This window comes from Paraburkholderia sp. WS6, from assembly GCF_030464835.1.
Lineage (GTDB): Bacteria > Pseudomonadota > Gammaproteobacteria > Burkholderiales > Burkholderiaceae > Paraburkholderia > Paraburkholderia madseniana.
Map to the genome: position 1 here is coordinate 1 of NZ_JALQCK010000082.1, position 14,229 is coordinate 14,229.

Genomic DNA, 14,229 nt, shown 5'->3' on the forward strand with positions numbered 1-14,229 from the left:
GCGAGAAACCATCGGAACACCGCCATTCGCGGCCGATGTGGTGATTCGAGAACGCTGCGTTTGCGCAGGATGTGCTCGCGCAGTTGGCTTTCGAACCCACGCCCTGCTGGGGACTCAAAAACCCATTGCAGCGCACCGGCCGCTCCGCCGCCCCATGCGTCAGGCTTGATGGGCGCCTTTCTGTCGTAAGACTTAACGCGCACATAAGGCAGCAGTCCGCGCCAGCCGTGAACATCTCCGTCGGGGTGGGAGGCGAGGCAGCGCTCGGTGAGCAAGCGGTAGGTCTGGACCCGGCCCATCCCGCATGCCGTCTTAAGCTGCGCGTCAGTAGCGCCGTCGAGGTACAGGCGGATAGCGCGCTCTCGTCGCGCGTACAACGTTTCACGCTCAGGGGAGAGGGCAGCTCTGTCGATTCCGGGCCAGGTTGCGAGATCGATGTCGCCCGGGTAGAGGCCGGCACTTTGCGAATGATCGCATACGCGCAACCGTGAACGTCGTCTCATCGTGACTCCGGCGTCGTCTCGATACACCAGAAACAAGGGTAGGCGATTTCGCGCGGCGCGTTGCGGCCTTCGTGGACGATGGCCACTCGGTAGTCGGGATTGGCGAAAGAAGTCGATGCCGGCACGCGAAAAGCAGCGTCACGCTAACGATTGGAGGACTCCAGACAATCGGACTGCGTTGATTGCAGCCAACACGATCAGCGCGCAGAGCGTCTCAAAAGCTCGAAGGGGGATGTCGCGGAAGACGCTTGTCGACCCGAAGCAGGCCTCCCCGCTGCTCGATTGCGGACGGTCAATGCTCGATTTTGGGGTCGCGGTTAGTGGGTTACTGTAGGTCGCGGTTAGTCGTGGATGACGGCCAGCAACGCCATCGCTCACGATCCCGGTTGGCCAATGATGCGAAGATAATGCTCCGAAAATCCTTCCCGTTTGAACCCCAGCGGACGAGCCTGCCGACAACTTCGTATGCGCTGTTTGGAGCGCGCCCTTTCTGTGCCCTGAGTCGCGGTCGATTACCGTCGACTTCCTTGAATCTGCTTTGATTTCGTGTAGTCAATGAGTTCTTCCAGAGACCCTATCCGAGCGCGTCCACCGAGTGGTTCTCGGACTTCCCACCCCATCGCCTTTTTAGCAAGTCGGTAGCCAAGCTGCGCAAGAACCCCCGTACATTCTTCAACGCTTTTAGGATTTGATTCCTCAACTACGTCTTTAGCGTCTGCGGCCCCACGCTGTCTATTTTGAAACTGCTTTGACTTCGTGTAATCAACGAGATCTTCCAGCGACCCGATCCGAGCCCGTCCACCGAGTGGCTCGCGGACTTCCCACCCTACCGCCTTTTGCGCAAGTCGGTAGCCAAGCTGTCCCAGAGCTCTCGAGCATTCTTCAACTATCTTTTTAGGCGCTGCTTCAGCCTGACGTTTGTGCTCTGCGGCCTCGTCCTCTCGCCGCTTCTTTGCAGCCGCTTCAGCCTCACCTGCACGTCGCTGACGCTCGGCCGCTTCCGCGGCCCGCTGCGCGCTGCTCGACTGCCGCTCATCACCCGCCAGCGTAGTGTCATACCGAGCCCGCGCCGCCGGGTCGCTCAGCACCGCATATGCCTCGTTGATGATTTTCATAATCCGCGTCGTGTCACGGCCAGGGTTCTTGTCCGGGTGGAACTCCTGGCTCAGCGCGCGGTACGCTGCCTTGATGACGCCGTGTGTCGCGTTGCGCGTCACGCGCAGGTTGTCATAGTGAGTGTGCATCGCGGTCTGGAATTGTTGTGTGCCCCGCACGCCGGCGGAGTTTCGTGATTTATTGCAGCGCGTGGCAGGACTTGCCGTAGGCCGTGACGTCGAACAGGTCAACGGGGTCAACCATAGAAACGCCCCCTTCGAGCATTATGCCCACGACGCCACACCACCGTGCGCGTGGACTGGAAACGGCGGATATCCTCCTAGTTTTCTGGAGGGTGGGCAGAATTCGGCTGTATAGGAAAGGATTTTCAACGATTTACGCGCGCTTGTCGAAGGTCCCCTGCTGGCCGGCTTGCGCCTTAGCTGCAGAGAGTCTTGATCAACGTTTATACCGCGACGGTTTCGCTGCAGCAGGACGGCCATCGACTGTATTGCGTTACAAAGTTAGTTGCAGCCGGGCAGCACAGTGGTAACAAATTTAGTTGACGAGGTGTGGCGCGCTGAGGCCTTTGTGGAAGCGCCGCCATGGGAAATGCTGCGCCGCACAACGGTAGTAACAACTTTGCTTGCGGGAGCGTCTGACGCCCGGACAGCATCAGACGCTAGGCCGGGGGCCCGCGCTGCAGGCTCAATCCCACGGGGCTCGCCCCAGAATGGAGCTGGAAGGACGCTGCCGGCGGAAGGGGCGGGGTGCCGGCTATTGTGCAATTGGAGGTAGCGCGCGGTGCCGGGCCGACACGTGCGGTCTCCGGCCGCATTGGCCGTCGCCGGTCAAGTTCGGTTAGGGTTGCGACATCACCACTACCTCAAACAGGAACGACAATGAACAAGTAGGAACTCGTCGATGCAATCGCCGCTAAAACTGGCGCCAGCAAGGCGACGGCCGCCGACACTCTTGATGCGTTGATCGGCACAATCACAACGGCCGTGACGAAAGGCGACACCGTGCAACTGATCGGCTTCGGCTCGTTTTCCACCGGCGCTCGCGCCGCGCGGGTCGGTCGCAATCCGGCGACCGGTGCGGAGATCCAGATTCCGGCAGCGAAGACGGTCAAGTTTACTGCCGGCAAGGCTTTTAAGGATGCGGTGAACGGCACCTGAAATGGCAGGTAAGCCTATGGGATCTTTTGACGGTGTCTGTGCGACTTGTACGTCCAATTCATCTAGGTCAGCCCCCCACTGAGTGCGCGGAGAAGCTTTACGGGCGTTTGGTTCGGGACACCTGTTGCCGCTTCTGCAAGGCGCGGCTGCCGGCGCGCAACTCAAGGGCGTCAAGGTACCTGACGAACTCGTCACGAAGACCCACTCGCTCCTTCAGAATTACCTTCGTCTGGGGCGTCACGCGATAGGCCGGATGCTTGTGACCGCACGCGTGAAACGGGTCGTCGTGGTGATTGATGACCTTGACCGTGCCAATCCGCAGGCGATTCCCCAGATCCTGATGGCCGTACGTGAACTCCTCGATATTCCTGGTTTCGCGTTCGTACTTGCCTTCGATCCCGCAGTCGTGGAAAAGTCGTTGTCCTCCTTCGTATGAGGGTGCGTTGCGCAGGGGAAGCTGCGAAGGGCGTAGCCCGTAGCAGCTTCCCCTGCGCGGCGAACGAGGTCACGCGGATTCGGAAGCGCCAGCGACCTCGCCCTTGCGCGCCGCTTCACGCGACCGGATGCGTTTCTTTGCACTGGCGCTGCTATGCCGGAAACGATGGCTTTCGTTGCCGGTCTCCACGATGTGGCAGTGGTGCGTCAGCCGGTCCAGCAATGCCGTGGTCATCTTCGCGTCGCCGAACACACTGGACCATTCAGCGAAGTCCAGATTCGTTGTGACGGCAACGCTCGTGTGCTCGTACAGGCGGCTCAGAAGGTGGAACAGCAGTGCCCCGCCGGCCTGGCTGAAGGGCAAATATCCGAGTTCATCCAGAATGACGAGATCGAGGCGCAGCAGGCTCGCCGCGATCCGTCCGGCGCGGCCCTGCGCCTTCTCCTGCTCCAGTGCGTTGGTCAGATCCACGGTCGAGTAGCGTCATTTGATCATGCTAGCGCCGCCATGATCACTGGCTAGCAGCGATTCTGAACACCAACAACTGCAAACGGAAGTGTCAACACTGTCGCGCTTTCGCGCCCGTTGCTAGCCAAGGCTGGAAACAAACTTATTGTGGACTACGACTGAGTAACTTAGATGGCAGACCGCCATGAAATAGGCATGCTCCTGTTTCGTCGACTTGGAACGGGGCCTGTTTTTGATAAACGTCGTGGGAAGCGATATGTATTCGCTCTGTGACATGTTAATCATTTGAGAAAGTCGAATGATTACTCACCGGTATGGGAATGTTGATTCGGCCATAATTGTCCATCGACTGACATGCGAAACAGGAAAAGCCTTATTTATAATATCATATGACGATACGATCGTACTTTTTCTGTCAAACAATAAACTTTGTCTGGGGAATGTCGTTATAGCATTGCGCGATCTAAAAACGCGGCTTGCGACACTTGATCGGGGAGCGCCTCGAATGGGGATATGTTGTCAAGTTGCCCAACGTGCTGACCATTCGGCGCACTGAAAGACTCGCGCTCGCCAGTGCAGCATGAAAACGACTATGGATCGAACAATTTACGCCAGGACCGGCACCAGCTCGTACCGTCACGCTTTGGTTCTAGTGCCCGCGCTGACCGTTTTGGTCCTTGGCATATTGTGGGTAACAATACTGTTGCGCCTGCAGGTTGAGAAGTCCGCAGTGATGCGCGACACACGCGTGGCTGCCCGCACGCTCGCCGATGCCCTGGAAACCCATACGCTCAAAACTGTCCACGACATCGACGAGATCGCGTTGTTGGTCAAATACGGCTATGAACGCATGCCGGAGACCTTCAATCTCGCAGCGTACCGCGCATATGGACTGATTACCGCCGACACTGCACTGCAGGTCACAATTGCGGGTGCCGGCGGTCGCGTGATTGCATCGACCTTGCCATTTTCCGGTACGGTTGATCTCAGAGACCGGGAACATTTTCGGGTCCATCTTGCTCCTGCAGACATTGGACTCTTCATCAGCCAACCTGTGCTTGGACGTATTTCGAGACAGTGGTCTGTTCAGGGAACTCGTCGTATCGATCGCCCGGAGGGAGGGTTCGGCGGGGTAGTGATCGTTTCGGAAGATCCGGCCTATCTGACTGATGGCTTCTACAACAATGCCGCGCTGGGCGCGCGGGGCATGATTGCAGTTTTGTCCGATCGCGGTTTCATGTTGTCGCGTCGTGCGGGAAATTCACCGAGCCGGTCTGGCGAGGCGCTACCCAGCAGCTATGTCAACCTGGGCAAGACGGCGCTGGCCGACTTCTCAGATCCGATCGATCATGTCGAACGCGTTGTAGCAAGTCGCCACCTGGAAAAATACGGGCTAACTGTCGTCGCCGGTCTTTCCGTCGATGAAGCTCTGGACGACTATTTCAGGATGCGTCGCGTGTACGTGTCGATGGCATCGACAATCTCGATGATGCTCGCTGCGCTGTCGACCTGGATTACAGTTCTGCTCTTCAAACTCCTGAAGGGTAAAGAGGAGTTGCGGCGTCTTTCTCAAACGGACCGGCTCACGGATTTGCCGAACCGCGGCAAAATTGTCGATCTGCTTGATGAGGCAATCGCAGCACCGGATGCGGTCGGCAAAGTCGCCGTCATTTTTGTCGATCTGGACAACTTCAAGCAGTTCAACGATACGTACGGTCACCAGTGTGGTGACGAAATTCTCGTTATGGTGGCGATGCGCCTGCAAGCTACCGTACAGACGCACGCTGTAGTAGGGCGCCTTGGCGGAGACGAGTTCCTTATCGTGCGCAGGGCCGCCACTCCGACCGGCGTAGTCGAGCAGATGGTCGCCGAACTGATCGCAGCTCTGCAGGTTCCGATGAATTTACGTTGTGGTGTTGAGGTGGTCGGTGCGAGCTTCGGCATTGGTGTTCTAAAAGCTGGCGAGGATTCAAGCGAACTCATCAGGAAGGCAGACTGCGCGATGTATCAAGCCAAGAATCGGGATCTCGCTAATCGGATAGTGTCCGATACAGGCCGTATTTGTGCCGGGTGAGTCGTCAGGCCGAGCGCCGGCATCACAGTTCCCGACCTGTCCAATCCTCATTGCCAGATGTAGTGAGGATCAGAGGTGTTATTGGCCTCTGCTGCTGTAGGTGTTCACAGATGCCGGGAGTGGACAAAAAGTGGGGGAGAGGCGCTCATTGTCGAGCGACCTCCGGCGATCTGAAGTGAGGAAAGCGCTTGGCGAAACACGTCTCCAGCCTCCCGTCGAGCAGTTCTACTCGGGTTTGCAGTAGGTAGTGAGCGCCCTTCAACGACCAACGCATTTGTTGACGTTTCGTGAGCCGTCGGTTTATCAAATGATTCATGACCGATTCGGCCGAGGCCGACGATACCCGACGGCCGATCATACGTGCTTGTTGATAGTCGATAAGATCGCTGCGATTGTTCACAAGGAAGGTCAATAATCGAGCGGCCGCGCTACTCGCTGTGCCGGCGCCGAGACCATAGAACTGTGGCAAAGATCCAATCTCAAGATTCAGGGAGGCGATGAGCGTACGTAGGATCTCGATTGCCGCGTCGCCCCGGCCGCGCCACAGCTTGTCGCGCACGCGATTTATTAGTCGCTCGCATCGCCGCATCACCACCGGTCGCTGGTAGAGAGGAAATGTGTATGCGCAGAGCGCCGACCGCACAGCGTGAAGTTTCATGCCGATGTGAAACCAGTCAAGAATCCGCGGTGCGACGCAAGGCGCCACTGAAGTCACTAACGATCGCATACCCCGAGCACCATCTGTGACCACGTCGACCAAAGTAGAACGGACCCAGCCACACTGGTCGAGTGCAGCAGCGATAAGCACGCGCGTCAGGCTTGGACGCTGGAGAGCACATGCGAATCGTCGAGCCGCTATCCCCTCACACTCGACACGTCCCGCGATAACTTCGAACCTGCGCACCTCTTCGAGCGGCACCGCCGTGACTACCGTGCCGTCAATTGCGAGACGCAGGTGCTTCGCTCCACCACGGTGTTGGGTTCCCGCGAACCACCCAACGTGGAACTGGTCGTTTTCAATGTGCTCACCGCAGTTGAGCGTCTCTTTGCGAACAGTGGCGTGAGACAGGGTGTGCAACCCGGTGAGATCGGCGACATTGCGTGCAGCAGACCGGCAGGAAACGGCAGCGCCTTGCTTCGCACACAGGTATGCAAGCTCCGGCGTACGTCGTCCCGGTAGCAAACTTTCTATCGGGCCCTCAGAGAATCGAAGATCCGCTGAGTCATCGTTCTCGTCGAGCGGCTCTGGGGTGCACAAGCACGATATCACCCGGGGCACTCGAACTTTGACACTGCCCAACGCGGTCGCAAACACCCGCGGGCGCCAGTCTTTTATACGGCGGTATCGCCCGCAATGTCTGCAGCGGCGGCGTCGAGCATCGTAGGCGCGGATCTGGTCTTGAGCCACCACTTGTTGAAGACTGGAAAGGAGGCTTCTTGCCTCAGACATCGACAATCCGAAGTCAGCCGGGGTCGCTCCTTCGAGCGGGCGCTGAAACCTGGCCAACGGCACATTCTCGTCGGCACCATCCCGCTGCAGGTAAATCGTCCAGTGCATATCCATCCGTCACCTCGCTGAACGGGTGTCGAAGGTAGCTTAGGGCAAAACGCCGCGCTCCCCCACTTTTTGTCCACTCCCTGGATTGTTCGACGTGATCTCGTAGTTGATCGGCACGGCAACGTTTTCCCGCTCCGTTCGAATCGTCACGATCGGGTTGTGCATTGAAGGAGGCACGGTGACGAACATATGGTCCACAAGATCCATTGGATGCCGGGGCCGAGATCGCGTTCTCAGATAAGCCTCCGTTGTGACGATAACCAACGGCAAGCGCTGGAGAAGCCGGGTCACGGCCAGATCCGTCGCGAGCATGAAAGGCCGGACGATACCGAGATCGTAGCCGTCGGCTGTCAGATCAACTGGCCGCTCGGTGAGCGTGACATCCAGCGCGATGTTTGGATGCTTACGTTTGAAGGATGCAACCAGTGGCGCAAGCCATGTCAGCGTGGCAGTCGTATGGGCGACCAACCGAAGTACGCCGGCCGGCACTCGGCCATGGTTAGCGGCGTCGGCTTCCAGGCAGTCGAGATCGTCGAGGATGCGGCAACACCCGTCATAAAAGCGCTCGGCAACCTCTGTCAGCGAAAACTGGCGGGTGGAGCGATGGAACAGGCGCGAGCTTAGGCGGTCCTCCAAAGAAGCGATCGCGCGAGAGACCGCCGACGGCGATAAGCCCAGAATTTCCCCCGCGCGTCTAAAGTTTTTGACCTCGACGATAGTGCGAAATAGACGCAAGCTTTCGATGTATTCCATTGGGACGTCCTGTCTGAACCGGTAACGGCTCAGTGCTTCTGCTGGCTGCTGTTTCCAACCAGGCGTTCGAGCTCGAGAAGGGCGTCGCCGAGCGCGTCGATAGCGCCATTGGCTGTTGCGGCTGTCGCGGCACTGCGCAATGCATGCTGCACGATTTCGTGAACGGCATGGGGTTTCGGTTGCACGCCTTGGGGTCTGGATTGTTGCGCCACAGGAAATCCTGCAAAAAATTTAACTTGCGTCCTACGAACGGTCTGGCTGCCACCGGCGGTCGGTGTCGAGCATTTATGACATTAAACTCATCACTGATAAAAATGTCAACTAAAGCGTGCCAAGCATCCGGAGCGGGCCAGACGGGAGAAGCCGACCCGCGAGATTCAGCGTAAGGCGTTCTAAATGTCATAGTTGACCAGATAACCAAAAGTGATAACATTATCACTAATGGCGCGGGCCTGTCTGCCTGCCCCAGGCGACATCCCAATGCGGGCCCCCCCCCGATTTATTCACCATACGTTGCACTTATGACTTTGCACCATCGCCAGGCCTTGCTATGGGGCGCGGTCGCCTTGACGGCTGGCGTCCTGCTTTGGATCTTGCGCCCGGTCCTTACGCCGTTCCTGCTTGGCGGGCTCATCGCATATATCCTTCAACCGGGAGTAGAGTGGCTGGTGCGCCATCGCACGCCACGCGGACTCGCCGCGCTCGTAATGATGCTTCTGTTTGGTGTGATGGCCACGCTGCTCGTTCTGCTTGTGTTTGCCGTGATTCATAAAGAAGGGCCTGAACTGATCGTGCGGATTCCTTCTCTAGCAGCCACACTCAACGCATGGTTACAACCCAAACTGGCCTTGCTGGGCCTGAGCTATTCGTTCGATTTGAGCCATGTCCGTGAGATGTTGACGATGGACCTCAAGGCGAGCGAACAGACCATCGCACTGGCTGCGTGGCTGTCCCTGCGCACGAGCGGCAACATGATGATTACCGTCGTGGGCAACATCGTCTTGGTGCCGCTCGTTTTGTTCTATCTGCTCCATGACAGGCACGAGGCATTCGCTCGCCTGGAAAGCTTCGTGCCGCGACCCTGGCTTGGCAAGACGCGAAAGTTCCTGACAGACATAGACCAGATGCTGTCGCAATACCTGCGCGGCCAACTGCTCGTGATGGGGATGCTCGCTACGTTCTATCCAATCGCGTTGACGGTCGCGGGCTTCGAGATCGCGCTGCCGGTCGGTCTCTTTACCGGGCTCGCCGTGTTCATTCCGTACATCGGATTCGCGACCGGACTGGCCCTTGCGCTTCTCTCCGCGCTGCTGCAATTCGGCAGCTGGTATGGCGTTGGCGCGGTGGTGGTCGTGTACGGCATTGGCCAGATTCTCGAAAGTTTCATTCTCACGCCACGCCTCGTCGGCGAGCGCATTGGCCTGCATCCGCTCGCGGTGATTTTCGCCTTGCTCGCATTCGACCAGCTTTTCGGATTCTTTGGGGTCCTGCTCGCGCTTCCAGCCAGCGCAATTCTGGCCGCAGGCCTGCGCGAACTCCGCGGCCGTTATCTGGCGAGCGCGTTTTACGGGGGATAGCAGGCATTGATCAGCAGGCGCGCGATTTTGCTCTGCAAACCTTGGTGTCCGGTCTGCCCGTGGGTAACGGCAGGCGCGCAATTCTTTCCGCCTCCGCGCGCTTGAGTCCAAGCACCTGCAGCACGACCGCCGCCACCCGTTCCGCGAAGTTCTGTTCGCCGACGCCTGACGCTTTTTGCCGCCGGACCGTCGGCGTCACCGATACGGCAAAGTGCAACTCGGCGGCGATCGCCGCGAAAATGATGCCCGTGACCGACACAACACACATCAAGTGATCCGGGACGACGAAGCGCTTCGCGGAAATGCCTCTTTGGCTATCGCGCAGCAATCGTTGGCCGAGCCCCCAGCCCAGCGCATGCACCGAAAATCCCTCGCGGATCAGAAGCCGTCCCCATACCGGTTCACGACGTGCGCGCATCAGCGTGTGGCGCACTGAGACGGCGACTATTTCGGCCGGGTCGGACAGTTCGCGGACGAGCTGATCGAGCGTATCGGCGAATTCCTCGAACACCCATTCGACGAGCGCAGTGAAGATGCCTTCCTTCGACCCGAAGTGGTTGTAGAACGAGCCGAAACCGACGTCGGCGGCCTCGGTAATGTCGTTGATAGCCACCGAATCCATTCCTCTTTCCGCCATCAGCTTCAGCGCGGCGTCGAGCAGGCGGGCGCGTGTCTCGCGCTTGCGGCGGGCGCCGCGCGGTTGGCACGCTTCATCCGCTTGGGACGGGCCGGGCAACTTCTGCGCGCACTGCCGGGTTGCACGGGGGTTCGGGATATCAGGCATCTCGGCTCCAGGTCTTGGTATCGTCATATTTTAGATCTATGCATCATGGTTGACAATATAATCAGTTATGGGTCTAATGTCACCTTCGCTGGAGAATCGGCGGCCGCGTAGACGAAATGAGAAGCGACGGTATCCACCCGCGTGCGATGACGAAGTATGGAGAGTTGCAAGCGGTTCGTATCAGAAGCGGCAAGTAGGAATGCTAAGTTAAAGGCGTACGGAACCGTCCTTGGCGCGTAGAGCAAAAGCATGCCGCCGGACGCACCGTGTCTTCCTATGCCTCGCCTATTTTTTTTGCTGGACCATCACCTGCCTTGTAAACATCGTGAAACTATCCGGTCTTAACGCGCGGACATTCGCGCGTCCCTTCCTGTCTTCCATCTCCCGGCCACCGTTCAGAGGGCGTCTGCTCGTTGCGGCTTGTGGTGCAATTCTGCTCTCGGCCTGCCACCGCGGTGAAGTAGCGCCGCCGGAGCCCAAACCGGTTGTCGCGCTCGCGGTTCATCCCGATGGAAGCACTCCGACTGCCTCATTGCCGGCTCAGGTAGAGGCGCGCTACTCCACGCCGCTGTCGTTCAGAGTGGGGGGCAAGGTTATCGAACGAAAGGTTCATCTTGGCGATACTGTCACGGCGGGGCAAATCGTTGCGCTGCTCGACCCCACCGATCTGCGCAATAACCTCGTTAACGCGCGCGCGCAACTCGATGCCGCCGAACATCGTCTCGTGTACGCCAGGCAGCAACTCGATCGAGATAAAGCTCAGGCGCAGGCAAACCTGATTGCACCCGCGCAGATGGAGCAGACCCAGGACGCCTACGCCACGGCGCTCGCGCAGCGCGATTCGGCTCTTGCCCAAATGGCGCTCGCCACCGATCACCTGCGCTACGCCACGCTGACCGCGGATCACGACGGAGTCATCAAGTCGGAGGACGCGGACACCGGCCAGAACGTTCAGGCGGACCAGGCGGTTTATCACATCGACTGGACCGGCAGCGTGGACATTGTCTGCGACGCACCGGAGCGGGAGCTTGGCGCGTTGACCGTCGGCAGCAAGGCGCGCGTGAGCCTGTCCGCGCTGCCCGGCAAAAGCTTCGAGGCGAGCGTGCGCGAGGTATCGCCCGCCGCCGATCCGCAAAGCCGCACGTGGCGCGTGAAACTCACGCTAGCCGCGCCGAGCGCGGAAGTCCGCGTCGGCATGACGGCCAATGTCACGTTCGATGCCGCCAGCGACGTCGCGGAGGCGGCTCCGTTCGCACTGCCTGTGACGGCGCTCTTCCACAAGGGCGAGAACCCTGCTGTATGGGTGGTGCGCGCCGCTAGCGACACCCTCGAACTGCGCACTGTCAGCATCGTGCGCTACGACGAGCGGACCGTCTCCGTCATTGGCGGACTTCACGACGGCGACCGCGTCGTGATGCAAGGCGTTCACGCGGTGAGCGCGAACCAGCACGTGCAGGTCGTGGCTCCGCTCCATCCGGAGGACTTTTCGTCATGAACGCCCGCGACCGTGAAGCCGCGCACGACAGCGCGCCCGTCATCCCGCCTAGCGCCGAGGCACCCAGCGAAGGCGGTTTCAATCTGTCCGCGTGGGCGTTGCGCCATCAGCAGCTCGTCATCTTTCTGATCGGGCTTGCGACGCTGTTCGGCGTGATCGGCTATACGAAGCTTGCACAGTCGGAAGACCCGCCGTTCACGTTCCGTACCATGGTGGTCAAGACCTACTGGCCGGGCGCGACTGCCCGCGAGGTACAGGAACAGATCACGGACCGGATCGGCCGCCAGTTGCAGGCCGCGCCGTACGTCGACAACATCAAGAGCTACTCGCGGCCCGGCGAGTCGATGATTTTCTTCGCCATGAAGGACTCGGCGCCGGTCAAGGAGGTCCCCGAGACCTGGTACCAGGTGCGCAAGAAAGTGGGCGACATCGCCGCGACACTGCCCAAGGGAACGGTTGGACCGTTCTTCAACGACGAGTTCGGCGACGTCTACACGAACATTTATGCGCTCGAAGGCGACGGCTATACGCCCGCGCAACTGCACGACTACGCGGATCAGTTGCGCACGGTCCTTCTGCGTGTGCCCGGTGTCGCCAAGGTCGACTACTTTGGCGATCCTGACCAGCACATCTTCGTCGAAATATCGAATGCGCAACTGACCCGGCTCTCCATCACGCCGCAGCAGCTCGCGCAGGCCATAGACGCACAGAACACGGTGACGCCGGTCGGCACCATCACCACGGCGGACGACCGGGTGTTCGTGCGCCCGAGCGGCGCGTTCAAGGACGTGCAGGCGCTTGCTGACACGCTCCTCACCGTGAACAAACGCACGTTCCGGCTCGGCGACATCGCAAAGATCACGCGTGGCTACGACGATCCGCCCGTCACCGAGATGCGCGTCGGGGGGCAGGCGGTGCTCGGCATCGGCGTGACGATGCAAAAAGGCGGCGACGTGATCAGCCTCGGCAAGGCGCTCGACGCGAAAGCCGCCGAACTGCAGGCCGCCATGCCGGCGGGACTCAAGCTGGCTCCCGTCTCGAGCATGCCTCACGCGGTCAAGCATTCAGTGGACGAGTTCGTCAGGTCGGTCGCTGAAGCGGTAGCAATCGTGCTGGTCGTGAGCCTCGTTTCGCTCGGCCTGCGCACCGGCATGGTCGTCGTGATCTCGATTCCGATCGTGCTCGCCGTGACGGCGCTGTGCATGCATGTGTTCAATATCGGGCTGGACCAGGTCTCCCTTGGCACGCTCGTGCTCGCGCTGGGGCTGCTCGTCGACGACGCGATTATCGCCGTCGAAACGATGGCCGTGAAGCTCGAGCAGGGGTGGACTCGCACGCGCGCGGCGGCCTTTGCGTATACGAGCACGGCCTTTCCGATGCTGACGGGTACCCTCGTCACGGTATCGGGTTTCCTGCCGATTGCGCTTGCGAAATCGAGCACGGGGGAATACACGCGCTCGATTTTCGAGGTGTCGGCCATTGCGCTGATCGTGTCCTGGTTCGCGGCTGTCGTGGTGGTCCCGTTGCTGGGCTTTCACATGCTGCCCGAGCGCAAGGGCCACGGCGGCGGCCACCATCACGAGCACGAGGTTTACAACACCGGCTTCTACCAGCGCCTTTCGGGTTGGGTATCGTGGTGTATCGACCGTCGTTGGGCCGTGCTCGGCGTCACTGCCGTGCTCTTTGCGATCGCGATGGCGGCCTTCACGCGCGTGCCGCAACAGTTCTTCCCGAACTCGGAGCGGCCAGAGCTGCTCGTGGACCTGCGACTGCCGGAAGGCGCTTCGTTCGAGGCGACGCTGCGTGAAGCGAAGCGCCTGGAAAAGGCGCTCGACGGCAATCCCGGGATCGACCACTTCGTCGACTTTGTGGGCACGGGCGCACCGCGCTTTTACCTGCCGCTGGACCAGCAGCTTCAGCAGCCCAACTTTGCGCAGTTCGTGATCACGGCCAGAAGCGTCGAAAACCGCGACGAGTTGATGCGCTTGCTCGATGCGAAACTCGAGAAGGATTTCTCCGGCGTGCGTGCGCGTGTGGCGCGGCTCGAGAATGGGCCGCCGGTGGGTTTCCCGATCAAGTTCCGGGTGAGCGGCAGCGATATCGCGACCGTGCGCTCCATTGCCGAAACGGTAGCCGACAAGGTCCGTGCCGATTTCCGCACGCGCAACGTCCAGTTCGACTGGGACGAGCCGGCAGAACGGTCGATCTCGTTCGAAGTCGATCAGAACCGGGCGCGCCAGCTCGGTGTGACGTCGGAGGACGTATCGAACTTCCTGGCCATGACGCTTTCTGGCTACACGGTCAC

The 14,229-nt window shown here is 59.8% G+C and carries 10 protein-coding genes and 3 pseudogenes; 6 read left to right on the top strand and 7 right to left on the bottom strand.

What is annotated here, in order from left to right; genetic code table 11:
- Both M0D64_RS43870 and M0D64_RS43875 read right to left on the bottom strand, forming a co-directional pair.
- Positions 1–503, bottom strand: a pseudogene (locus M0D64_RS43870) (hypothetical protein); the annotation flags it as partial.
- A gap of 512 nt (positions 504–1,015) precedes the next feature.
- The gene (locus M0D64_RS43875; protein WP_266262174.1) at positions 1,016–1,747 is read right to left on the bottom strand and encodes a J domain-containing protein; all 732 of its coding nucleotides are present in this window, start codon (positions 1,745–1,747) and stop codon (positions 1,016–1,018) included.
- Between the two features lie 753 nt (positions 1,748–2,500).
- On the opposite strand from M0D64_RS43875, the pseudogene M0D64_RS43880 reads away from it, so the two are divergent.
- Positions 2,501–2,779: pseudogene (locus M0D64_RS43880) on the top strand (HU family DNA-binding protein).
- 124 nt (positions 2,780–2,903) lie between these two features.
- Complete coding sequence (locus M0D64_RS43885) at positions 2,904–3,215, top strand: P-loop NTPase fold protein (RefSeq protein ID WP_266262175.1); 312 nt, start codon at positions 2,904–2,906, stop codon at positions 3,213–3,215.
- A gap of 69 nt (positions 3,216–3,284) precedes the next feature.
- Here the strand turns inward: M0D64_RS43885 and M0D64_RS43890 are convergent.
- Positions 3,285–3,695 (bottom strand): annotated as a pseudogene (locus M0D64_RS43890) (ATP-binding protein); the annotation flags it as partial.
- Positions 3,696–4,275: 580 nt separating this feature from the next.
- Here M0D64_RS43890 and M0D64_RS43895 point away from each other — a divergent pair.
- Positions 4,276–5,757, top strand: coding sequence for a sensor domain-containing diguanylate cyclase (locus M0D64_RS43895; RefSeq protein WP_266262176.1), 1,482 nt, complete (start codon positions 4,276–4,278; stop codon positions 5,755–5,757).
- A 145-nt stretch (positions 5,758–5,902) separates the two neighbouring features.
- On the opposite strand, the gene M0D64_RS43900 is transcribed toward M0D64_RS43895, so the two are convergent.
- From M0D64_RS43900 to M0D64_RS43910, 3 genes are read right to left on the bottom strand one after another with little or no spacing between them, the layout of a single operon-like run.
- Positions 5,903–7,321 (bottom strand): ISKra4 family transposase, encoded by a 1,419-nt coding sequence (locus M0D64_RS43900; protein ID WP_266262177.1) that lies wholly within the window; start codon positions 7,319–7,321, stop codon positions 5,903–5,905.
- A 33-nt stretch (positions 7,322–7,354) separates the two neighbouring features.
- Positions 7,355–8,068: a LysR family transcriptional regulator gene (locus M0D64_RS43905; RefSeq protein ID WP_266262178.1), complete on the bottom strand. Its 714-nt coding sequence runs from the start codon at positions 8,066–8,068 to the stop codon at positions 7,355–7,357.
- Between the two features lie 29 nt (positions 8,069–8,097).
- Positions 8,098–8,280, bottom strand: a complete 183-nt coding sequence (locus M0D64_RS43910; protein WP_121948129.1) for a hypothetical protein — start codon at positions 8,278–8,280, stop codon at positions 8,098–8,100.
- A 309-nt stretch (positions 8,281–8,589) separates the two neighbouring features.
- Between M0D64_RS43910 and M0D64_RS43915 the strand changes: the two genes are divergently transcribed.
- Positions 8,590–9,645 carry an AI-2E family transporter gene (locus tag M0D64_RS43915; RefSeq protein WP_266262179.1) on the top strand — a complete coding sequence of 352 codons (1,056 nt, stop codon included), beginning with the start codon at positions 8,590–8,592 and terminating at the stop codon, positions 9,643–9,645.
- Positions 9,646–9,655: 10 nt separating this feature from the next.
- On the opposite strand, the gene M0D64_RS43920 is transcribed toward M0D64_RS43915, so the two are convergent.
- Positions 9,656–10,429 carry a TetR/AcrR family transcriptional regulator gene (locus M0D64_RS43920; protein ID WP_266262180.1) on the bottom strand — a complete coding sequence of 258 codons (774 nt, stop codon included), beginning with the start codon at positions 10,427–10,429 and terminating at the stop codon, positions 9,656–9,658.
- Between the two features lie 370 nt (positions 10,430–10,799).
- Between M0D64_RS43920 and M0D64_RS43925 the strand changes: the two genes are divergently transcribed.
- Positions 10,800–11,924, top strand: a complete 1,125-nt coding sequence (locus M0D64_RS43925) for an efflux RND transporter periplasmic adaptor subunit (protein ID WP_266262183.1) — start codon at positions 10,800–10,802, stop codon at positions 11,922–11,924.
- Positions 11,921–14,229, top strand: a 2,309-nt coding sequence (locus tag M0D64_RS43930) for an efflux RND transporter permease subunit (protein ID WP_266262181.1), incomplete at its 3' end; no start/stop codon positions are given. The genes M0D64_RS43925 and M0D64_RS43930, both read left to right, overlap by 4 nt.